Origin of the sequence: Pseudoalteromonas sp. SWXJZ10B (genome assembly GCF_015864475.1) — a bacterium.
GTDB lineage: Bacteria > Pseudomonadota > Gammaproteobacteria > Enterobacterales > Alteromonadaceae > Pseudoalteromonas > Pseudoalteromonas arctica.
This window is the reverse complement of record NZ_JADYXD010000014.1, coordinates 23,691-44,262: the sequence shown is the minus strand read 5'-3', so window position 1 is coordinate 44,262 and position 20,572 is coordinate 23,691. Positions and strand designations below refer to the sequence as shown.

Genomic DNA, 20,572 nt, shown 5'->3' with positions numbered 1-20,572 from the left:
TTATGAAAATGAAAATAAATAAATTAATTGTATTAAGTACTGCTGCGTGTATTTCTTTAAGCGCTTCGGCAAACACAAGCTTTGATGAAAGGGTTCAATTACCAAAAAAACAAGTGTCTAGTGTCAAGTATACTAAAGCTGACTTTGGCTCTTATAAAGTAGAGAGAAATTTGCGCCTAGTGCCTTCAAGTGTTGTTGCCGATGAGCATGTAGTTATGCAAAAAGGCGATATGGCAGTTGTAGACGTTGCAAGTAAATCTGATTTAGTAACTAAAGGAACTTTGGTACGTAACGTTTTAACTAATAGCTTAAGTTCTTTATCGGGTAATATTACGGTACTTTTAAAAGATGGTATTACTGCTAGCGACATTGCTGCAGCGGCTGGATTAAAAGTGGTGTCTGTATTTCCTGGTACTAAGATTGCCGTTTTAGCAGTGAATGATGGACAAGATATTTTAGTTGCAGCAGAGCAGTTAAATGCTTCAGGTTATGCTAAAGAAGCTAGAATTGAAGTGCTAGAGACGATTTATACTGCACAATAAGTTATTTTATTAAATAAGCTTATTTAATAAAAACCCCGAGCAACATTAGTTGCTCGGGGTTTTTTTATAAAAAATTAATCGTTTATATCAATATCTGCAAATATCATCCCGCGACGCATGCTGCGCGTTGCTAAAAATACTTCGCCTAATAACGACATAAATGCACATATAAGTAATGCCATTGCTGCTACAAAACAACAAGCAATGGTCACGCTTAAGTTAATTGATTGAATGTGCGACAAGAATAAAAACATAACCACAGCACATACAAGTAAGGCACTTAATACACTTAAACTAAAAGCAATATGTATACATCGAGATCTTTTTAATAAAGCGCGCAGTTCTGTTGCTAGCGACTTATTAAAATCGTCATCTGTATTTACTTTTAATCTTCGCTCCAATAAGCGCGCTCTGTCGGTAATTCGTGCTAAGCGATTAGATAAAACACCTAAAGTTGCTGCTATACCTGTGATTAAAAATACGGGAGCAACGGCCGTTTGAATTACTTTTGCCATAGTTAAAATGTTAATTACTTCGCTATTCATTACTACCCTTAATCAGTTGAGCTTAAAAGTGATTTATATATCTACAGAGTACCTGATGTAGGCTTATTAAGAAAAGAGGAATTACGTTGATTTACTTTACATAGCTTCACAAACTAAATCACAACATAGGTTATTTTTAGGTATATTTAATTACTTAATAAAAAATAAAAATACAACAAGGACTTTGACTGATGAAACGTACTCCATTCGCACTCGCAGCACTATCGCTCGCTATTTTAAGTGGCTGTAATCAAGCCCCTGAAGAAACCAAAAAAAGTAATACACAAGTTAAAACGGTTCAAGTAGCCCAAGCTGTAGCCCCTGTTGCTAAAAAAGTGCCACATGAAATGACTATTCATGGTGACACACGCATAGATGATTACTATTGGCTGCGTGATGACGAGCGTAAAGCACCTGAGGTAATTAACTACTTAGAAGCTGAAAACACATACACTGATGCAATGCTCGCACATACTAAAACGCTGCAAAGTGAGTTGTTTAAAGAGCTAAAAGGGCGTATTCAAAAAGACGATGATTCGGTCCCAGTTAAAAACGGTGATTATTTTTACTCAACACAAACACGTGGCGATAACGAGTACACGACTTACTTACGCAGCAGCGATTTTGCAGGTACCGATCAGCAAGTTATTTTAGATGTAAATGAGCTTGCTAAAGGTCATGATTATTATGCAGTAAGTGGTTTAGATGTAAGCCCGAATGGCAATTTAATGGCTTATGGCGAAGATACTGTTAGTCGTCGTATTTATAGCGTAAAAATAAAAGATTTAACTACCGGTAAATTACTCGAAGACACACTTGAAGGCACCAACGGTGGCATTGTGTGGGCAAACGATAATAAAACGATTTACTACATTAAAAAAGATTTACAAACCTTGTTAGGTTACCAAGTGTATCGTCATACGTTAGGTACACCGCAAGCTGATGATGAGCTAATTTACGAAGAAACTGATACCAGCTATTACATGGGTATGAGTAAGAGTAAAGACGAGTCAGAGATTTATATTTGGCACAGTAGCACGGCTGCATCAGGCGTATCTGTATTAAGTGCTGATGATGCTAAAGCAATGCCTAAGCGTTTAATTGAGCGCGAAGCAGGGCTTGAATATGATATTTCGAAGCTAGGGAATACTTACTACATTGTAACTAACTTAAATGCTGTAAATTTTCAGCTGATGAAAGTTGATATTGATAAAGCAGGCGACAAGGCTAATTGGCAAAGTGTGATCCCAGCGCGCGATGATATTAAACTCGAAGGCATTGATTTATTTAATGACTATTTAGTTTATCAAGAGCGTGAAATGGGCCAATCAAAGTTGATTGCGCGTAATTTAAAAACAGGCAAAGAGTTACCACTGAGCTTTAACGATAGCGCTTATACAATTGGTACTTATGGCAATAACGATATAGATAGCAGCACGTTACGTGTTTACTACACAAGCATGACCACTCCAAGCTCATCGTACGATGTAGATTTAGCGACTGGCGATAAAACGCTTCTTAAGCAACAGGTTGTGTTAGGTGATTTTGATACTGACAATTACGCTTCAGAGCGTATTTTTGTAACAGCACGCGATGGCATAAAAGTACCGGTAAGTTTAGTTTACCGTAAAGATGCGTTTAAAAAAGATGGCACTAATCCGCTACTGCAATATGGTTATGGGTCGTACGGCGCAACCATGGATCCAACGTTCTCAAGCTCACGTTTGAGCTTGTTAGACCGTGGCTTTGTATTTGCAATTGCCCATGTACGTGGCTCGCAAATGCTAGGTCGTCCTTGGTACGAAGATGGCAAGCTGCTAACTAAAAAGAATACGTTTAACGACTTTGTTGACGTAACTAAAGCACTGGTTTCTCAAAAGTATGGCGCAAAAGATGAAATATTTGCGTTAGGTGGCAGTGCTGGTGGCTTATTAATGGGCGCAGTAGCAAACCAAGCGCCTGAGCTTTATAAAGGCATGGTTGCTGCGGTACCGTTTGTAGATGTAGTAACAACGATGCTTGATGCGAGTATTCCGCTTACAACAAATGAATACGGCGAATGGGGTAATCCGAACGAAAAAGCGTATTACGATTACATGCTGTCTTACTCGCCATACGACCAAGTATCTAAGCAAACATATCCTAATATGTTGGTAACGACTGGCTTGCACGATTCACAAGTTCAATACTTTGAGCCTGCAAAATGGGTTGCTAAGCTGCGTGACTATAAAACTGATGACAATAAGTTATTGTTTAAAATAGATATGGAAGCAGGGCACGGTGGTGCATCGGGTCGCTTTAAACGCTTAGAAGATACCGCGCTAAACTATGCATTTATGCTTGATTTAGCGGGTATTAAAAAGTAATTAATTTATATATTTAAAATAAACAAAAAATGTAAGGTGCTTTTTAAGAAAGCACCTTTTTTTGTGGCAAGTTAAAGCTAAACATAGTGCCTTTACCAATTTCACTTTGTACGTAAATTTCGCTATCCATCAGTTTTAATAACCCTCTGCAAATAGCCAATCCTAAACCACCTTGCTGGCGCCCTTCTTTATTAGAATTACTTGCTTGGTAGTGCGGATCAAAAATAGCATTCAGCTCATCTTCTTTTATGCCTACGCCCGTGTCTGATACATGCACAAATAGTTGATTATCGTCACTGCGTTTTACATGTACTGCAATGCTGCCGCCACGAGGGGTATGCCTAATTGCGTTATCAATTAAGTTGCTTAATACGCGCTCTAATTTAGCTATATCGGCAACCACAGGAAAATCACAAATCGCAGGTTCTACCGACAAACTAATGCCTTTTTTATCAACGGCTAAACTAAATTTTGCCATGCAATCGTAAATGAGTTCACCTAAATTAAAGGTTTCTTTATTTATACTTATTTCGCCATTTTCTAAGTGAGCAAGTTCAAATATTTGCTCTATGAGTAGCTTTAATTGCCCGCAATTATTAAGCGATACCTGCAAGTATTCTTGCTGCTCTTTTTTACTTAGCTGCTCGCCTGACTGATTTAATACTTCTAAAAATCCCTGCAGTGAAGCAAGTGGTGTACGTAGGTCGTGCGATAAGTGAGTTAGTAACTCTTTGCGTTGTTTATCGCCTTGTTCAAGCGCTTTAAACTGCTCATTAATACGCGTTAACATGGCTTGAATACTTCGCCCTAAACTATGCACTTCGTTACTTTTTTGCGTTGAATAGTTACTTAGCTTGGTGTCGGTAAGGCTGTAGTTAGCGGCTTCAATATTACTAACATCGCGTGCTAAGCGCTGAATTGGGTTGGTAAAAAAACGTAGTAAAATTAGCATCGCAATAAATAAAAATGCGAGTGCAGAGCCAAGCCATAAAGCAGCTAGCCATAACTTATCATTATTTTTTACAGTGCTTAGTGAGGTATCGTAAGCCTCACCACCAATAATTACATATAAATAACCTTGTAGCTTATCTTGATTAAATACTGGCGCGGCTGAAAATATTTTTTGTTGCTCTTTATTACGAGGATTATCACCATAAATAGGTGCAGCGCTTGGGTCGTTAATCAGCCTTTTTAAAGGCGTTAAACTAATATGCGTGCGTTTAACTTTACCCGGCTTTGCTGAGTAAGTAAGAATTTTTCCGGTTTCGTCTACAAAATAAAATTCAAACGCAGGGCCTAATAACATTAAGGTATGGAAGAGGTTTTCAAGCGCTTTATAGTCGTAAACCCCTTCTTTTATTAATGGGTTATCTTGTACTAAATGTTCCGCTAACGCTAAGTGCAGATTTTGTTCGGCGTGGTGTTTTGAAGTCAGTTCTAATTGCTTGCTCCAGCCGTAAACTAGGGCGCAAATAAAACAAAAAATCACGACTAGCGATATAGCTAATTTTTGATACAAAGATAATTTCATAATAGGTGTCTTAATTGAGTTGGCTAGGGTTTAGTTTGTAACCAACACCCCAAACTGTTTCGATGATAGGCGCTTGTTGGTGTTCTTCTAGCTTGGCACGTAAGCGGTTTATATGTGAATTAACCGTGTGCTCGTAACCACTGTGTTGGTAACCCCATACTTTATCGAGTAACTGCTGGCGGCTAAAAACATGATTAGGATGGCGTGCAAAGTAAACGAGTAAATCAAATTCGGTGGCGGTAAGGTTAAGGGCTTGCTTGCCTAAATACACTTGGTGCGAACTAAATTCTATATTGAGTGAGCCTACATTTAGTGTTTGTTCGCTATCAACGGGGGAGTTGTCGTTATTTTGGCTAGCGAGTAGTTGTGCTCTGTGGCGTAATTGGGTTTTTACTCTGGCTTGTAATTCGCGTGCAAAAAAGGGTTTACAAATATAATCATCGGCGCCCATTTCAAGGCCAATAACTCTGTCCATATCGCTACTAAGCGCGGTGAGTAAAATTACGGAGGTAGTTGGGTAATGCTCTTTTATTTTTCGGCATAAGCTCAAACCATCCATTTGGGGTAAGTTTATATCGAGTAAAATAAGTCCGTAGGGATGCTTAGCTATTTTTTTTAAGGCAAGTTCTGCGCTTACAACATGATCAACATGTAAGTTAAGCGACGTTAGCTGCGTGGTAATTAACTTACCTATTTCTCTGTCATCTTCTACTACTAATATTTTTTCGTGACGCATGTATTACCTCGTAAAAAGGGGGGCATCCGTGCTCCCTTACTTCCCCATTACAAGCTGGAACGTTACTGCGTGCGCGTAATTACTATTTTCGATACTGGGTTATCAAACTTATGTTCAACACCAAGTGCTGATGTAGATAATCCATCTTGATTTGAAACAATGCCTGGATGCATCGTTATTATATCGGCTGTATCGTCACGTATTTCGTTAAACCCTTCACCGCTAGCGGCAGGACCTGGCACAGTTTCAGCTGTTTCTGTATTTGCTTCCGTACCCGCATCATAAGCTGTCGTAGTGCGTGATAACGAGCCGCCAACTTCTAATGTTGATACATCTAAAGAACTAAGACCGGTAAAAGCATCATTTGTATTCCCAAGCATGGCAGCAAATGACAAATTAAGCGTTTCTTGCTCTTCAACAGTAATGATTACTGTGGTGGTTTCACCAGGGCCAATAGCGCCTTCAGCTGAAACTGCAGCAAGTGCACTTTCGTAGCTGAGGTATTCTTCATTTGCACCGCTTTCTGCAAGCATTTCTAAACCAACAGAAGCTGTTGTACCGAATGTCCAAGGTGCTTCATCTTCAAAAGCAATGACAGAGAGTGGTGACAAAGGCTGTCCTGCAGTTAAGTTACTAAAAGTAATAGTAAACTCACTGATCACAGGTTCTACAACAATTGGCTCAACAACGACCGGCTCTTCAACAACTGGGTCGTTATCATTATCGCTACACGCTGCAAGTGTGGTTGCAAGTGCAAGCACTAGTAGACTTTTTTTAAGGTTGTTAGCAGATGACATAATCATGCTCCTACTTAACTGTAACGGTTAATTGCGCTACTGGGTTTAACCATCTGTGTACTGTATTACTTAAATCGCTATTACCCGCTTCTAAATCGTCATCGCCTAAGCTACCTGGGTGAATATGGATGCTTGTATTTGTATCACCACTTAATATACCTGTACCGCCAGTGCCAGCGTCGCCACCTGGAGCCGCAGGAATCCCCGGAGTACCTGGAGCGCCAGAGCCTTCAACTACAAGCTCATTGTTTTGTTCTGTGCCTGCATCGTAAGCATTTAAATTAATTGTGTAAGTACCCGCTTCTGTTGGGATTTTCCAGCTGTTTAAGCCTACAAAGCCATCATTAGTTGGTAGCATCATTGCAGTTAAAGATAGGTACTCGTTACCGTCAGTAGTTGTTAGTGTTGCCGTTGTAGATGCGGCTGGTGCAAGTAAACCTTCAGCTGGATTTGCAGCCATATCACTGCCCGCTGCAGTTGCTTGTGCAACTAGCTCTGCAATATTGCCGCCTTCAGCCATTGTTTGTAATGCTGTAGATGCCTCTGTTGCTACTTCAAATAGTGTGTCTTCGCTGTTGTGTGCTGTAATTAACAGTGGAGTGAAGTGAATACCCTTGGTTAGGTTAGTAACTTTTAGGTCTAATTCTGCGGCCATAGTCGATTGGCTAGCTGCCGCTAAAAGAATTGCAATTGTTAATGTAGAAGTTTTCATTATTATTCCTGTAAGTGATGATTCGAGTTAAGTATTGAATAATCGTCTCCAGAAACTCTCACAAACTTATCACTTTTTTATCACAAGATTTCACGCTGTGATTTTTAAATACAAATACGTTGGTTGATTTGTAGACATTTGTTTAGTTAAGAGGCAACATACATAAAACAAAAAGGAGAGTGTTATGGAAGAAAATCAACAGGTTGAACCAGTTAACAAAGATGACCGTATGTGGGCTATGTTATGCCATTTGAGTGCGCTTGCCGGATTTATTGTGCCGTTTGGCTCAATAATTGGGCCATTAATTGTGTGGTTAATTAAAAAAGATGAGATGCCAGTTGTTGACGTGCACGGTAAAAAGGCGCTTAACTTTCAAATAACGATGGCAATTGCATATGTAGTTTGTTTTTTACTGATGTTTGTAGCAGTAGGCTTAATATTACTACCTATAGTGGCAATTTTTGGGTTTGTAATGGTTGTAATGGCGAGTATTAAAGCTAACGAAGGTAAAGAGTTTAATTACCCGTTTAGTTTAAATTTGATAAAATAAAACCTCAGTCATTTTTATACCAATTGCATTAAATTAGTGATCTATTATAGCGATAAGAAAATAGCTCAATAACAAGGCTAAAATTATGATACATAGTTGTTCTATATAAATAATTTTTAACGTCGTTAGTGAGTTATTTAATACGCTAGAATGATCATGTTTTTAATAAAATTGGTATTATAAACCCAGCTATAGGCTGGGTTTTTACGTTTAGCCATAAGGGCATTATGCTTTATCTCACGTTATTTATTAGCGCATTTATATCTGCCACATTACTGCCTAGCTCTTCTGAGGTGATAATGGTGGGGATGATTGCCCAAGGTAAAGTTAATTTATGGCTTATGTGGTGCGTAGCAACACTTGGAAATGTATTGGGAAGCTGCGTTAATTACTGGTTAGGCACGCAGGTACTGCGTTTTAAAGATAAAAAATGGTTTCCTGTATCGCAAAAAGGGCTTGATAGCGCACAAAAGCAATTTAATAAATACGGTGTGTATAGTTTGTTGTTTGCTTGGCTGCCAGTAGTAGGCGATCCGCTAACTGTAATTGGGGGGATATTTAAAGTACGCTTTAGTATGTTTTTATTACTAGTAACACTAGGCAAAGGCGCGCGCTATTTAGCGGTTATCGCCCTTGCCGTAGGATTCGAAAAGCTTTTTTAAATAAGTTTTTTAAGGCCTTATTTAGCCCAGTCAAGCGTTAGCGACACCGAATCGGCAAAACGCAGTGCATGCGGTTTATCAACACGTGTTTTAGCGTAATGAACACTTGGGTGTGAGTGACAAACCGCAAGAATTTCAGCCACTAATTTTTCGAGCAGTAAAAAGTGGCCTTGCTCTACTAAGCTAATTACTTCTTTGGTGATCACTTTATAATTAAGTGCTTGGTCAACTTCATCCGTTTTACACGCGTCATCAGCAGGGTAGTGAATCTCTAGGTTGATCACTACATCTTGCTTTTTTTCACGCTCATCGGGGTTAAAGCCAATAAACGTACGCAGGCGCAAATTAGTAACGTTAATAATTGCATTAGCCATAGGGTTAACCTTTTATAAGCTGCAAAAATTCGTTGCGTGTTTTAGGGTCGCTTCTAAAGTTACCTAACATTACTGATGTACGCATGCTTGAATTTTGCTTTTCTACACCACGCATCATCATACACATGTGTTTTGCTTCAACAATAACGCCCACACCTTTAGCGCCAGTAACTTCTTCAACTGCTTTAGCGATTTGATGCGTTAGCTGTTCTTGAATTTGAAAACGGCGTGAAAACATATCAACAATACGTGCAAATTTAGACAAGCCCAATACTTTACCGTTTGGAATATAAGCAATATGGCAACGGCCAATAAAAGGTAGTAAATGATGCTCACACATAGAGTAAAGCTCTATGTCTTGCACTAACACCATGTCGTCAGCGTCAGATGTAAATACCGCTTTATTAGTTATTTCATCAAGCGTTTGACGATACCCTTGCGTTAAATATTCCATTGCTTTTGCAGCACGTTTTGGCGTATCAAGTAAGCCTTCGCGGTTAGCATCTTCGCCTACTGCGGTGATGATTTTTTCGTAACTTTCTTTTAATTCATTGTGCATAAATATCTCAGTTTATTTATATTTACTTTAAATGACGGCCGCCATCAATAGGCAAAGAGCGCCCTGTGATGTAGTGGCTTTGTAATAGTAAATCAATGCTATTGATAATTTCTTGGCATCCGGGTTCAATGCCCATTAATGATTTTTTAAGGGTTTTAGCTCGATATTGCTCATCGTCATGTTCATTAAAAATAATGAGTGATGGAGCAACCGAGTTCACTTTTATGTTTGGCGCATATTTAGCGCTAAACGATTTAGTTAAGTTATCGAGAGCTGCTTTACTTGCTGCATAAGCTAAGTGTTTAGGGCTGCCTGTTTCAACTACATAATCAGTAAGGTGAATTATATCAGCAGGTACTTTTTCACTTTGCTGATAGTTTATAAGCAGCTCAGCGCACATTAAATTAATTAAATACGGTGTTTTGGCGTGTATACGCATCATATTATCGAACAGTACTGCAAAGTCAGGATTGTTAGCTTCGCAGTCCCAGCTTGATGCATTGTGAACAACAGCGCGCAGCGATGTTGTATGCTCTTTAAGCGTATTTATAAATGCACTTATACCGTCATCGGTACTAAAATCGGCATAAATACATACAGCGCCTAGTTGCTCTAATTTATCAACAGCGTTGTGGCGAGTACGATACGTAATAATAACAGCCTGCCCTTGGGCTATATAATGCTGAGCGAGCGCTAAACCAATACGTTGGCCTGCGCCGGTAATTAAGATGGGCGATGTCATATAAGGCAGTGTTCTCTTTGGCGGGTAACTTATACCAATATTGTTAAAACATGATCGATCTATCGCTATTTTCTTAGGGCTATAATAGATCATTAATTTAACGCAATTGGTTTATAAAATTTAAAGCGTTAATTTACTAAAATATACGCAGTTTCTTAATCTGTCGATCAAAAAAGCAATTAATCCTCAAAGGCGTTAATTGCTTTATTTTACTAAAACATTAATCGTAAATTGTCGGAATTGGTTGGCGCTTATGTTGTGTACGCATGTAAATACTTACAAGCTTTTGTTCAACGTCTTTAGAAACAGATTTACCTTCTAAAAAGTCATCAATTTGCTCATAGCTCAAACCAAGTGCTTCTTCATCGGTTAAGCCTGGGCGATCGCTTTCTAAATCAGCTGTAGGTGCTTTTTCTACTAATAAAGCTGGGGCACCGAGCGCAGTAGCAAGTGCACGCACTTGGCGTTTTGATAAACCGAATAGCGGAGCTAAATCGCACGCGCCGTCACCAAATTTAGTATAAAAACCAGTAATATTTTCAGCACTATGGTCGGTACCCACTACTAAGCCTTGGCAAAAGCCTGCAATTTCGTACTGAGCAACCATACGTTGGCGTGCTTTAACATTACCTTTAACAAAATCTATCTGAGCTTGCTCAGGCAGTGCTTCACCACAGCCAACTACAGCAGCTATCGCTTGCTCATGCAATGCATCAGCCGCAGGTTGTACGTTTACGGTCATACGTTTACTTGGCTGGATAAAATCAACCGCCATTTGCGCTTCGTCTTCATCGGCTTGTACGCCATAAGGTAAGCGCACAGCAATAAATTGGTATTTGTCAGTATCGTGTTCTTTATTTAGCTCGTTTACGGCAAGTTGACATAAGCGGCCGCAAGTTGATGAGTCAACACCACCACTAATACCCAATATTAGTGATCGTGAGTGAGCTGCTACTAAACGTGCTTTAATAAAAGCAACCCGGCGAGTTATCTCAGCATTTACATCAATAGTTGGCTTAACCTTCATTTCAGCCATAATTTCGGCGCGCATTGCCAGCTCCTTATAAAATTTAATATGTGATACGCAATAAACTTATTATGTGATTTAGTCTTAATTAATTAAAGTTTTAAATGAGCTTTTATTTTGCGAAGCTCTACTTTTAATTCTTCCACTTCTGCCAGTAAATCACTTAATTCTTTATCTTTAATTACTTCGCTTGGTAGAGCAACAAAGGCATCGGCGGGATTATTTTGTTGTTCGCCAAATAAATGAATGTATCGGCTGTCGCGTTTACCTGCTTCTCGTTCTAATTTACGGGCGTAATCGCTTTCAATCAGTTTATTGAGCGCTGTTTCTACTTCATTTACGTTATTAAAATCAGCAAGCCTAGCACTGCGAGTTCTTAATTCACCTGGAGTTTGGGCACCACGTAAAAGTAATAAACAAACAATGGCACGTTGCTGAGCAGAAAATTGCAGATTACTAAACTCAGTGTTGCAAAAGCGGTGGTCGTATTTATTTACGCGACCAGAAAGCCCTTCATCTATAGTTACCAAACGCATGTCTATTAGTTCATCAAGTGCGTTTTGCACGTCACTATCTGTAAGATTTAACACAGGATCGCGATTAGACTTTTGATTACATGCGTTCACTAGAGCGTTTAACGATAGCGGATAATGTTCTGGCGTTGTGCTTTGTTTTTCTAGTAAGCAACCAAGAATACGTTGTTGATTTGCTGATAACTGCATAAATAATCTCAAATTAGTAAGCGTATTTTATTAGCTTACACCTTTATTGGATACCAAGCCATTGCTGGAGTTTAGGTTTTAGGGCGGCTAAATCGAGCGGCTTACTTAAATAATCGTTCATGCCTGCTGCTAGGCATTTTTCTTTATCGCCCTGCATGGCATTGGCTGTAAGTGCAATAATAGTAATATTTTCATTACCCTTACCTGCATCGCCTTCTCTAATGGCTTTAGTAGCTTGGTAGCCATCCATTTCAGGCATTTGGCAATCCATTAAAACTAGCTTATATGGCTTACCTTGTTTTGCATTGAGTTTTACAATTGCCTCAAGCCCATTTTCAGCAATATCAAAAGTCACACCTGCTTGCTTTAATAGCGCCGAGGCAACTACTTGGTTTATTTTATTGTCTTCAACGAGCAGTAGTTGTGGTTCTGATGAATCGAGTACTGGTGCTTTAGTTAGTTTATTTTGTAGTTGTGCTTGTTGCTGCTGTTGTTCAATGTATTTATCGTTAGTGAGTGAGTCAAACAAATCAGAAGGTGTGAGTGGTTTGAAAATCATACAGTCGACTTCCATACCTACTTTAGACTCCTCAGGTGAATAACTCATTGGCGCCATAAGAACTAACTTGCAACTATGCATATTTATAAAGTTTTTAAGCCCAGTTATATGCGTTTGCGGCGCTTTTTCAAAAAAGTAGTAATCAACTAAAATAGCTTCAGGGTGGGTGGTTACATTATTTAAATAATCATCAACCTCAAGATAGTCATGTATGCAATTAACCTTTGCACCCCATACCGTGAGTTGTTTGCTGGCTGTATTTGCATTTAACGAGCACTCATCAATAATTAAAATATGTTTGTTTTTAATTAAATGACTCGGTAAATCTTGTTCTTTACTTAAGCGAGGCTGTATTTGTATTGTGAAAGAAAATGTACTTCCTTCACCTTGCATGCTGTTTACGCTTACTTCACCGTTCATCAGCTCACACAGTTGTTTTACTATGGCAAGGCCAAGCCCTGTGCCCCCAAACTGGCGTGTAGTTGAAGCATCGGCTTGTGTAAACGAATCAAATAACGACGCTTGCTTTTTAGGGTCAATACCAATGCCAGTATCAATAATCGAACATTGTAGAAACGAGCCATCCGTTGTTTCATCCACTTTGGCGGTAATAACTACTTCGCCATCAATAGTAAATTTAACGGCGTTGCCAATTAAGTTATTCAAAATTTGGCGTAAGCGGTTCGGATCACTAATTATTTCGCTAACTGTAATTTGAGTGGCATCTAAAATAAGTTTTGTATTGTTTTGCTCTACTTTTAAAGCAAACGATTCAACCACTTCTCCTAATAACCGAGGTAGGTTAAATTGCACGTTTTCAATATCGAGCTTACCGGCTTCAATTTTAGAAAAGTCTAATATGTCGTTAATTATATTAAGTAAAGATTGAGCTGATGACTGAGCAAGTTCGATATGATGCTTTTGCTGTAGGTCTAGTTGCGTTTGCTTAATTATATTAAGCATGCCTAAAACACCATTCATTGGGGTGCGAATTTCGTGGCTCATACTTGCTAAAAATTCACTTTTAGCTTCAACAGCTTGTTCTGCTGTTTCTTTGGCAGCAACCAGCTTTTGTTCAGTTTCAATTCGTTGCTGGCTCGAGTGCAAGCTGCCAATTAACGCTGCAACGGCAATTAAAAAGCTTTCTTCGTTTTTAGACCAGTGGCGCTTGGATTGACATTGCTCGGCGCAAACAACGCCTATAGCACCACTTCCCGCAGGAATAATTACGCACAGCATTGATTTAATCTCGAGTGGCATTAAATACTGCTCTTTAATTGGTGCGAGTATTGGGTGTTCTAGTGCATCGGGTGCATTAAATACTGCTTGATGATCTATTGCATTAAAAAAGCCGGGGTTGTTTTTTCTTAGCCAAATAGAGTCAATTTTGTCACTAGACGAATGTTTGCTATGTATGGCAAAGGGGCTTAGTTGAGACTTGTCTTCATTAAAAAACCAAATACTGGCACGTTTAATATCGAATGCTTGGCAGATTGCTTCAGTGATAATATCTTTCGATTGGCTAAGTTGCCCATTTAATATTAATTTATTAACGGTAAGAGAAGCTAAAATTTCGTTATGTAATGCGGTTTTATTATTTTCTAATTCAATTTTTTTACGGGTATCAATATTCTGTAGTGAGCCAAAAATGCGTGTGCATCGTCCATTCTTTCGTTCTGCTTCACCATGTACGAGTACCCAAACAGATTCACCTTCTGCATCCATTACTTCTAATTCAACTTCGTAGCTTTCACCATATTTTATGGCTCGTTCAATTAAAGGTTTAATTGTTTCTCGGCTAGTGCCTTTTTTAAAGTAGTTTAAATCTTTAGGCCATTCTGGTTGGTTATTTAATGGGTATTTAAATAGTTTTTTGGTCATATCAGACCAATACACTTGTTTAGTTTCTAAGTTAAATGACCATGCGCCTATTTGAGCTAGATCACTCATTGCTTCAAGCATTTTTTCGTTTTGTTGCTGACGATTAAGCATTTTCAAAAAGAATAAAAAGGCCCAAATTAATAATCCGCAAATAATAATAATCGATAACCGAAGTGGCCATATTGATGAAATAGGAGGGCTCCAACCGATTTTTGGCGCTACATATAACTGCCAGCTGCCGCCTTGAAAATTTAGAGTGAACTCAAGAGGATCTTGCTGAATAATATTTTGATTGCCGAAAAAAAACTCGCCTTTTTTACCTAAACCATTACGCCCTTGAATGGCAACGTTGTACTGTTTTTCTAATTCGTAAACACCAGAGTTGATATAAACCTTGTCAATATCGAGTACAACCGACAACAACCCCCAAAACTCATTATTAGGAGGGGTATACACCGGAACCCTGGCGATTAATGCTTCCCCCCCCTGAACTAATGTTAGCGGTCCTGCCATAATAATTGTGTTGGTATCGCGGGCTCTAAGTGCATCAGTACGCTGATTTTTATTATCTAAAAAATTAAGGCCAATTGCTTTTTCGTTCCCTTTTAAAGGATAGGTCATTTGAATGACCATATTGGGAGCGCCACCAATATTACGAAGTTCATTTGATGTATCAAAAAGAGGAGCTGCGATTTGTTCAAAGCGTTCTTGTTCTAAACCCGGTTCTGCGGCAACGGCAACACCTAAACCCCGTACTAGTTGAATATTAGAAACTAAGGTTGATTCGAGTTGAGCTCTATAAGTACTTACTTCTGATAGAATTTGTAGGCGGTGAGCATCTTTTACACGATTATAGTTAATACGATCAAGAACAACACCAACTAGTACAGTTAGCGTAAGCGATAACCAAAAGGTCAGCTTAAAGTTATAAACATTCGTTTTTTTGTTATTACTAGACGGTGGCATTAGCTACATCGTGGCGTTAATTTAGGCAAATTAACTATAGCTAATTTATGACATAAATGAAAACGGCGCATTAACAAATGCGCCGTTTATTTTTTATAATTAGTAGTTTAGCGAGTTACGAATCGCTAACTTCACGTGCCCAATGATTTTGCTTTGCTACGTGTAGCTTGCGGTAACCATCAAGTAGTGCCGCATGCTTTTTAAAGCCTTCAAGCGATAAACCTGGAAAAGTTAAACCGTTAAACTGCTTTTTACCTTCGGCAATTTCAATAGCCAGCGCTACATTATTAGCACCAAACATTAAGCCTAATGCATCTTGGTAATCAGCGTATTCGCGCTCGTCATCGTATTTAATTTCAAGAATCGCTTTTAAACAGCGGAAGTGGCGCATTGCATCTTCGTTTACTTGGCCTGTATGAAGTATCCAGTCAACCCAATCAATGGCTTCTTCGCTACCTGCGGCTAAACATAAGTGCGCTTTAAGTTCACCTATACGCAGTGTGTGCCATGGTGTGTCGGCATCGGTTGCTAAACCAATAAATTCTGCGGCGCGGATAATATCGCTATGACCTGCTTCTTCTAGGCTGTCGTAAATTTCCATCCATTGCTCTGCATCGTACTGATCAAGCGATAGGAATGCTTCGCGAAATTTTGCGCCTTCGTTGTTGTTGCGCCAAATAAGCTCATCAACTGGATAAATATCTGACATGCCCGGTACTAAAATACGACATGCGTATACGTTTAGGTGCGTATAATCCATGATGTATATATCGTGATCCATGCTGTGAATCAGGTCAGTACAGAAGTTATATTCTTGCTCTGTTGTGCCGCTAAAGTCCCAGTGTACAAATTCAAAGTCAGGTTTTGCACGGAAGAAATCATGCGAAATCAAACCGCTTGAATCAATAAAGTGCAGTTCAATGTTCTCTGGTGTTGCTACTTCATCGTTATCAAATGTTGCAGGTTGGAATACATCTAGTTGATCTAAACGACGACCTTGTAGTAATTCGGTAACGGTACGCTCAAGCGCTACTTCAAATGAAGGATGAGCACCAAAAGAGGCAAATACAGAACCATCTGTTGGGTTAATAAGCGTTACGCTCATTACTGGGTAAATCCCCCCAAGTGATGCATCGGCAATACGCAGATGAAAACCATGGCTGCGAAGTTCTTCACAGGCTTCGTGAATTTGAGGGTATTGCTTAACAACGTCTTCAGGCACGATTGGTAAACAAATACCTTCGGCGATTATGCGGTTTTTAATAGCGCGTTCAAATACTTCTGATAAACCTTGTACGCGAGCTTCAAATTTAGTGTTACCTGCGCTCATACCGTTAGATACAAAAATATTACCAATAACGTTTACTGGAATGTATACGTTTTGGTTATCGCGTTGGCGCGTGTATGGCAGGGTACAAATACCACGGTCATCGTTACCTGAGTTAAAATCAAAAAGGTGTGATGCGTTAAGTTCGCGCTCTGGGTCAAAGTAATTCCATAAGCTTTCATCCATAATGCCTTGCGGTACTTCATCGCCTTCAACTTTAAACCATTTTTCGGTTGGGTAATGAGTAAACTCGCCATTGGCAAATTCTTCACCTAGATAAAAGTCTGCAAAAAAGTAGTTACAGCTTAAACGCTCAAAGTATTCACCGAGTGCTGAGGCAATAGATGCTTTGTCGGTAGCGCCTTTACCATTGGTAAACATAACACCGCAGTCACTGTCTTTTATATGAACCGAATAACAGTTAGCTACAGGGTTAAGCCAAAGCGCTTCTTCAACATTAATGTGTAGGGCTTCAAGCTTGTTTTGCATGGTAGAGATTGACGATTCTAGGTCGCGGTCTTTACCTTTGATAAATGTTTTTTCAGTCATATTGATCTCAACTAGTTCTGCACGATGTGTGGAGCTGACATTATCGTGGATTTTGATGTTTATTTCACCCTTTGCGAGCAAGAACATTATTATTTAATAAAACTGTGGTTATTATATGTCCTTAACGCTTGGTCAAAACGTGCAAAGGAAAGGTTGATGTTTAAAGTAATCAAACGCTTGTTATTATTAATTGTGATTTTAGGGCTGGCAAGTACCGCCGTTGTTTATGGTGTACTTAGTTTAAGTTTACCTGCCCTTGATGGAAACGGACGTAGTAACGCGGTAGTAGAGCCCGTAAAAATTTCGCGCGATGCACTAGGGCAAGCAGTGATAAATGCAAATAGCCGAAACGACGTTGCCTATGGTTTAGGTTATGCGCATGGGCAAGACCGATTTTTTCAAATGGATTTACTAAGACGTAATGCCGCAGGCGAGCTAAGTGAGTTATTTGGCGAAGCCGCGTTGGGGCTCGATAAAAAGATGCGTTTTCATCAATTACGTAAACGCAGCCAAATTATTTTGCAAACGCTGCCTGAGACCGATAAGCAATTACTTAAAAGTTACGCTCAAGGTGTAAACGAAGGTTTAGCGCAAGTAGGGTATTCAAGCTTTGAATATTTACTAACAGGTGCACCACAAAAGCCATGGCAAAGTGAAGACAGCCTACTTGTGATATTTAGCATGTACCTTGATTTGCAAAGCGCCACATTTGAACGCGACCAAGCACTCATTCAAATTGAGCAAGCGTACACAAAGCAAATGGTTGATTTTTTAACGCAACCAAGTAAGTACCAAGCCGCGCTTGATGGCAGTAAATTAGCGCCTTATAGCGGCGGCATACCTACTTTGCCAACTCAAACACAGCATACAGTTAAAAGTATTGAAGCCAACCAAGAGCGCGGCAGTAATAACTGGGCTGTTACAGGAGCGTTGACTAAAACAGGCGCTGGTATGGTGTCGGATGATATGCATTTATCGATGGCAGTGCCTGCAATTTGGTACAGAGCCCAGCTAAATTATATACAAAATGGAAAACCTGCTCAGGTAACTGGTGTATCGCTGCCCGGAGCGCCGGCAATTGTTGTTGGCACTAACAATAATATTGCATGGGGGTTTACTAACGGCTATTTAGATACAGCCGATTGGATTGCATTAAACGATGATAGTAAAACATGGCAAGTAGATGAACCTATTGCATTACCCGATGGGGAGGTTGAAAACTATTCATTACTACTCAGCGAATACGGACCTGTAAAATACATTAACGAAAAACCTTATGCATTGAGCTGGGCTGCACATCAGCCTTACGCCGTTAATATGCAACTATTAAAGTTAGAGCAAGCCAAAACAGTAGATGATGCACTTGCTGTAGCAAGCGATGTAGGAATACCTGTGCAAAACCTAATGGTGGTAGATAGCCAAGGTAACGCAGCGTGGAAAAACATGGGCGGTATACCGGCTCGTAAAACGCCTAGCGAACTTGGCGTAAATGCCGATGACTACTCAGTGCTTTGGCAGCAAAATGAATTACAACGCCCGTTTATTAAAAACCCAAAAAGTGGGCGATTATGGACTGGTAACTCTCGCGTGGTATCGGCTGAGGATAACGCTCGTTTTGGCAATGGTGGCTATGCTCTCGGTGCACGTTCGAGTCAAATTCGCGATAGATTATTTGAAAAACAAACATTTGCTGAGAGTGATTTTTACGCACTACAGCTCGATAATCAAGCTCGCTTTTTAATGCCTTGGCATGCTCTGCTATTAAAGCAATTAAAAGCCGATCAAACTAAAAATCAGCAATATATAACAGCGCTCGAAAATTGGCAGCAATGTGCGTGTTCAACCTCCATAGGGTATACCTTAGTTAAGCGCTACCGCGATGAAGTGATTAATATTTTATTTAGTAATATTGAAAGCCAATTAAATCAACAGCAAGGCACGCTTAAATACGTAAAACGAGATTTAGAGCCCGCAGTGTGGCAGCTTATTAACAACAAACCCGATACGTGGATAAACCCACAATTTAAGAGCTGGGATGCACAATTACACGGTGCATTTAACCAAACTATTACTAAGCTTACTGAGCAGTTTGGCAATAACGTGCAAAGCTGGCAGTGGGGCAAGGTCAATGAGTTAGTGATAGAGCACCCGTTTGCAAAGCAAATGCCGTTACTTGCTAAGTTATTAAATATGCCTACAGCAGCGGGTTTTGGTGATAGCTACATGCCCGCCGTACAAGGGCGTAGTTTTGGTGCATCGCAGCGCTTTATTGCACAACCTGGGCATTTAGAACATGCAATTTTAGCTATTCCGGGTGGGCAATCGGGGCATCCGTTATCTGAATTTTATAGAGCGGGGTTTAGTGATTACGTAGAAGGTAAACATACACCTTTATTGCCGCAAACACTTATACATCAAATAGTCATAAGTCCTGTTAAATAACGTTTAAGTGATCAGTGAGTGAGCTTAAATAGTGATAAAAACGTTCTATATAATTACTAATAAAACAGCAGAGAACTAAAATGAAAAAAATACTACCCGCATTAATAACAAGTTTATTACTAAGTACAGCAGCGCAAGCAGACGAGGGTCCAGTAACAGCGCAAAAGCTAAGTGAGCATGTATACGTACTATTTGGGCAAGGCGGTAATATTGCAGCGAGTGTAGGCGATGATGGCATTTATATTATTGATGATCAGTTTGCTAAGCTATCAGACGATATTAAAAAAACTATTAGCGATTTAAAGCCAGGCAGTGCAGAGTTTGTTATTAATACGCATCATCATGGCGATCATACTGGTGGCAACGAAAACTTTGCTAAAGCGGGTGCGCACGTTATAGCACACGACAATGTACACAAACGTCTAGAAGAGCAGCACGGGGAAGGGTCAGACTTTTTACCGCGCATTAGTTTTGGTCACGATTTAAAACTACATTTTAATAACGAACACGCCCATGTAGTGCATTACGAACATGCACATACCGATGGCGATTCAGTTATCTTTTTTAGTAACGACAACATAGTGCACATGGGCGACATTTACTTTAATTTTGGCAGCTTACCGTTTGTTGATGTAGATAGCGGCGGTAGCGTTGATGGTATTTTAGCGGCAGTAGACGATGTAGTTAAACAAATTGACGACAACACTAAAGTAATACCAGGACACGGTAAGGTAAGTGACCGTTCAGGACTGATAGCGTATGGTAAGCTAGTTCAAAATGCGAAAGATGTGATGTTAAAAGCAATGCAAAATAATGCAAGCTTAGAGCAAGTACTTAAAGCCGATCCATTGGCAGAACTTGGTCTTGAATACGCAGGCTGGTTACCAAAAGAGAAAGTAACCACACTCTTTTATCGCAGTTTAAAGTAGTACATCTAAAGTAAAAAACATGATACAAAGCTGAGTGTATTCTTGATTTAATCG

Annotated in this window: 18 protein-coding genes; 6 read left to right on the top strand and 12 right to left on the bottom strand. The window is 39.5% G+C overall.

Annotated features, from left to right (window positions below; genetic code table 11):
• Positions 1-8 precede the first annotated feature (8 nt).
• A complete protein-coding gene (locus I6F54_RS13325) occupies positions 9-542 on the top strand; it encodes a S8 family serine peptidase (RefSeq protein WP_197141730.1) in 534 nt (177 codons plus the stop codon).
• 74 nt (positions 543-616) lie between these two features.
• Here I6F54_RS13325 and I6F54_RS13320 read toward each other — a convergent pair whose 3' ends face one another.
• Positions 617-1,087, bottom strand: a complete 471-nt coding sequence (locus I6F54_RS13320) for a DUF2721 domain-containing protein (RefSeq protein ID WP_024589627.1) — start codon at positions 1,085-1,087, stop codon at positions 617-619.
• Between the two features lie 191 nt (positions 1,088-1,278).
• Between I6F54_RS13320 and I6F54_RS13315 the strand changes: the two genes are divergently transcribed.
• Positions 1,279-3,453, top strand: coding sequence for a S9 family peptidase (locus I6F54_RS13315; RefSeq protein ID WP_197141728.1), 2,175 nt, complete (start codon positions 1,279-1,281; stop codon positions 3,451-3,453).
• A gap of 43 nt (positions 3,454-3,496) precedes the next feature.
• Here I6F54_RS13315 and I6F54_RS13310 read toward each other — a convergent pair whose 3' ends face one another.
• The 4 genes from I6F54_RS13310 to I6F54_RS13295 all read right to left on the bottom strand — a co-directional run bounded on the left by I6F54_RS13310 (position 3,497) and on the right by I6F54_RS13295 (position 7,229).
• The gene (locus tag I6F54_RS13310; protein WP_007580487.1) at positions 3,497-4,984 is read right to left on the bottom strand and encodes a sensor histidine kinase; all 1,488 of its coding nucleotides are present in this window, start codon (positions 4,982-4,984) and stop codon (positions 3,497-3,499) included.
• Positions 4,985-4,994: 10 nt separating this feature from the next.
• Positions 4,995-5,720 carry a response regulator transcription factor gene (locus tag I6F54_RS13305; RefSeq protein ID WP_007580488.1) on the bottom strand — a complete coding sequence of 242 codons (726 nt, stop codon included), beginning with the start codon at positions 5,718-5,720 and terminating at the stop codon, positions 4,995-4,997.
• Between the two features lie 62 nt (positions 5,721-5,782).
• Positions 5,783-6,517, bottom strand: coding sequence for a spondin domain-containing protein (locus I6F54_RS13300; protein ID WP_024607274.1), 735 nt, complete (start codon positions 6,515-6,517; stop codon positions 5,783-5,785).
• Positions 6,518-6,527: 10 nt separating this feature from the next.
• Entirely contained in the window at positions 6,528-7,229 is a 702-nt protein-coding gene (locus I6F54_RS13295) for a spondin domain-containing protein (protein ID WP_165729342.1), read from the bottom strand.
• 184 nt (positions 7,230-7,413) lie between these two features.
• Here I6F54_RS13295 and I6F54_RS13290 point away from each other — a divergent pair, with 184 nt between their 5' ends.
• Together I6F54_RS13290 and I6F54_RS13285 are read left to right on the top strand one after the other, a co-directional pair.
• Complete coding sequence (locus tag I6F54_RS13290) at positions 7,414-7,779, top strand: DUF4870 domain-containing protein (RefSeq protein WP_165729341.1); 366 nt, start codon at positions 7,414-7,416, stop codon at positions 7,777-7,779.
• Positions 7,780-8,006: 227 nt separating this feature from the next.
• Positions 8,007-8,441 (top strand): YqaA family protein, encoded by a 435-nt coding sequence (locus tag I6F54_RS13285; protein ID WP_010554546.1) that lies wholly within the window; start codon positions 8,007-8,009, stop codon positions 8,439-8,441.
• Between the two features lie 17 nt (positions 8,442-8,458).
• On the opposite strand, the gene folX is transcribed toward I6F54_RS13285, so the two are convergent.
• The 7 genes from folX to ycaO all read right to left on the bottom strand — a co-directional run bounded on the left by folX (position 8,459) and on the right by ycaO (position 17,147).
• Complete coding sequence (gene folX / locus I6F54_RS13280) at positions 8,459-8,815, bottom strand: dihydroneopterin triphosphate 2'-epimerase (protein WP_197141726.1); 357 nt, start codon at positions 8,813-8,815, stop codon at positions 8,459-8,461.
• 4 nt (positions 8,816-8,819) lie between these two features.
• Complete coding sequence (folE, locus tag I6F54_RS13275; RefSeq protein WP_002962341.1) at positions 8,820-9,374, bottom strand: GTP cyclohydrolase I FolE; 555 nt, start codon at positions 9,372-9,374, stop codon at positions 8,820-8,822.
• A 22-nt stretch (positions 9,375-9,396) separates the two neighbouring features.
• Positions 9,397-10,116, bottom strand: coding sequence for a dihydromonapterin reductase (gene folM, locus I6F54_RS13270; protein ID WP_197141725.1), 720 nt, complete (start codon positions 10,114-10,116; stop codon positions 9,397-9,399).
• A 220-nt stretch (positions 10,117-10,336) separates the two neighbouring features.
• A complete protein-coding gene (gene nadE / locus I6F54_RS13265; protein ID WP_165729340.1) occupies positions 10,337-11,167 on the bottom strand; it encodes an ammonia-dependent NAD(+) synthetase in 831 nt (276 codons plus the stop codon).
• 68 nt (positions 11,168-11,235) lie between these two features.
• Entirely contained in the window at positions 11,236-11,865 is a 630-nt protein-coding gene (locus I6F54_RS13260) for a YceH family protein (RefSeq protein ID WP_007580511.1), read from the bottom strand.
• A gap of 43 nt (positions 11,866-11,908) precedes the next feature.
• Positions 11,909-15,271 carry an ATP-binding protein gene (locus I6F54_RS13255; RefSeq protein WP_197141723.1) on the bottom strand — a complete coding sequence of 1,121 codons (3,363 nt, stop codon included), beginning with the start codon at positions 15,269-15,271 and terminating at the stop codon, positions 11,909-11,911.
• Between the two features lie 115 nt (positions 15,272-15,386).
• A complete protein-coding gene (ycaO, locus tag I6F54_RS13250) occupies positions 15,387-17,147 on the bottom strand; it encodes a 30S ribosomal protein S12 methylthiotransferase accessory factor YcaO (protein ID WP_165729338.1) in 1,761 nt (586 codons plus the stop codon).
• Positions 17,148-17,303: 156 nt separating this feature from the next.
• Here ycaO and I6F54_RS13245 point away from each other — a divergent pair, with 156 nt between their 5' ends.
• Both I6F54_RS13245 and I6F54_RS13240 read left to right on the top strand, forming a co-directional pair.
• A complete protein-coding gene (locus I6F54_RS13245; RefSeq protein WP_165740959.1) occupies positions 17,304-19,589 on the top strand; it encodes a penicillin acylase family protein in 2,286 nt (761 codons plus the stop codon).
• Between the two features lie 80 nt (positions 19,590-19,669).
• Positions 19,670-20,518 (top strand): MBL fold metallo-hydrolase, encoded by an 849-nt coding sequence (locus I6F54_RS13240; protein ID WP_165740960.1) that lies wholly within the window; start codon positions 19,670-19,672, stop codon positions 20,516-20,518.
• The last annotated feature ends 54 nt before the right edge of the window (positions 20,519-20,572 follow it).

Coding starts and splice junctions, on each gene's coding strand:
- I6F54_RS13325 (WP_197141730.1), top strand. CDS start 9: ATGAAAATAAATAAATTAATTGTATTAAGTACTGCTGCGTGTATTTCT.
- I6F54_RS13320 (WP_024589627.1), bottom strand. CDS start 1,087: ATGAATAGCGAAGTAATTAACATTTTAACTATGGCAAAAGTAATTCAA.
- I6F54_RS13315 (WP_197141728.1), top strand. CDS start 1,279: ATGAAACGTACTCCATTCGCACTCGCAGCACTATCGCTCGCTATTTTA.
- I6F54_RS13310 (WP_007580487.1), bottom strand. CDS start 4,984: ATGAAATTATCTTTGTATCAAAAATTAGCTATATCGCTAGTCGTGATT.
- I6F54_RS13305 (WP_007580488.1), bottom strand. CDS start 5,720: ATGCGTCACGAAAAAATATTAGTAGTAGAAGATGACAGAGAAATAGGT.
- I6F54_RS13300 (WP_024607274.1), bottom strand. CDS start 6,517: ATGTCATCTGCTAACAACCTTAAAAAAAGTCTACTAGTGCTTGCACTT.
- I6F54_RS13295 (WP_165729342.1), bottom strand. CDS start 7,229: ATGAAAACTTCTACATTAACAATTGCAATTCTTTTAGCGGCAGCTAGC.
- I6F54_RS13290 (WP_165729341.1), top strand. CDS start 7,414: ATGGAAGAAAATCAACAGGTTGAACCAGTTAACAAAGATGACCGTATG.
- I6F54_RS13285 (WP_010554546.1), top strand. CDS start 8,007: ATGCTTTATCTCACGTTATTTATTAGCGCATTTATATCTGCCACATTA.
- folX (WP_197141726.1), bottom strand. CDS start 8,815: ATGGCTAATGCAATTATTAACGTTACTAATTTGCGCCTGCGTACGTTT.
- folE (WP_002962341.1), bottom strand. CDS start 9,374: ATGCACAATGAATTAAAAGAAAGTTACGAAAAAATCATCACCGCAGTA.
- folM (WP_197141725.1), bottom strand. CDS start 10,116: ATGACATCGCCCATCTTAATTACCGGCGCAGGCCAACGTATTGGTTTA.
- nadE (WP_165729340.1), bottom strand. CDS start 11,167: ATGCGCGCCGAAATTATGGCTGAAATGAAGGTTAAGCCAACTATTGAT.
- I6F54_RS13260 (WP_007580511.1), bottom strand. CDS start 11,865: ATGCAGTTATCAGCAAATCAACAACGTATTCTTGGTTGCTTACTAGAA.
- I6F54_RS13255 (WP_197141723.1), bottom strand. CDS start 15,271: ATGCCACCGTCTAGTAATAACAAAAAAACGAATGTTTATAACTTTAAG.
- ycaO (WP_165729338.1), bottom strand. CDS start 17,147: ATGACTGAAAAAACATTTATCAAAGGTAAAGACCGCGACCTAGAATCG.
- I6F54_RS13245 (WP_165740959.1), top strand. CDS start 17,304: ATGTTTAAAGTAATCAAACGCTTGTTATTATTAATTGTGATTTTAGGG.
- I6F54_RS13240 (WP_165740960.1), top strand. CDS start 19,670: ATGAAAAAAATACTACCCGCATTAATAACAAGTTTATTACTAAGTACA.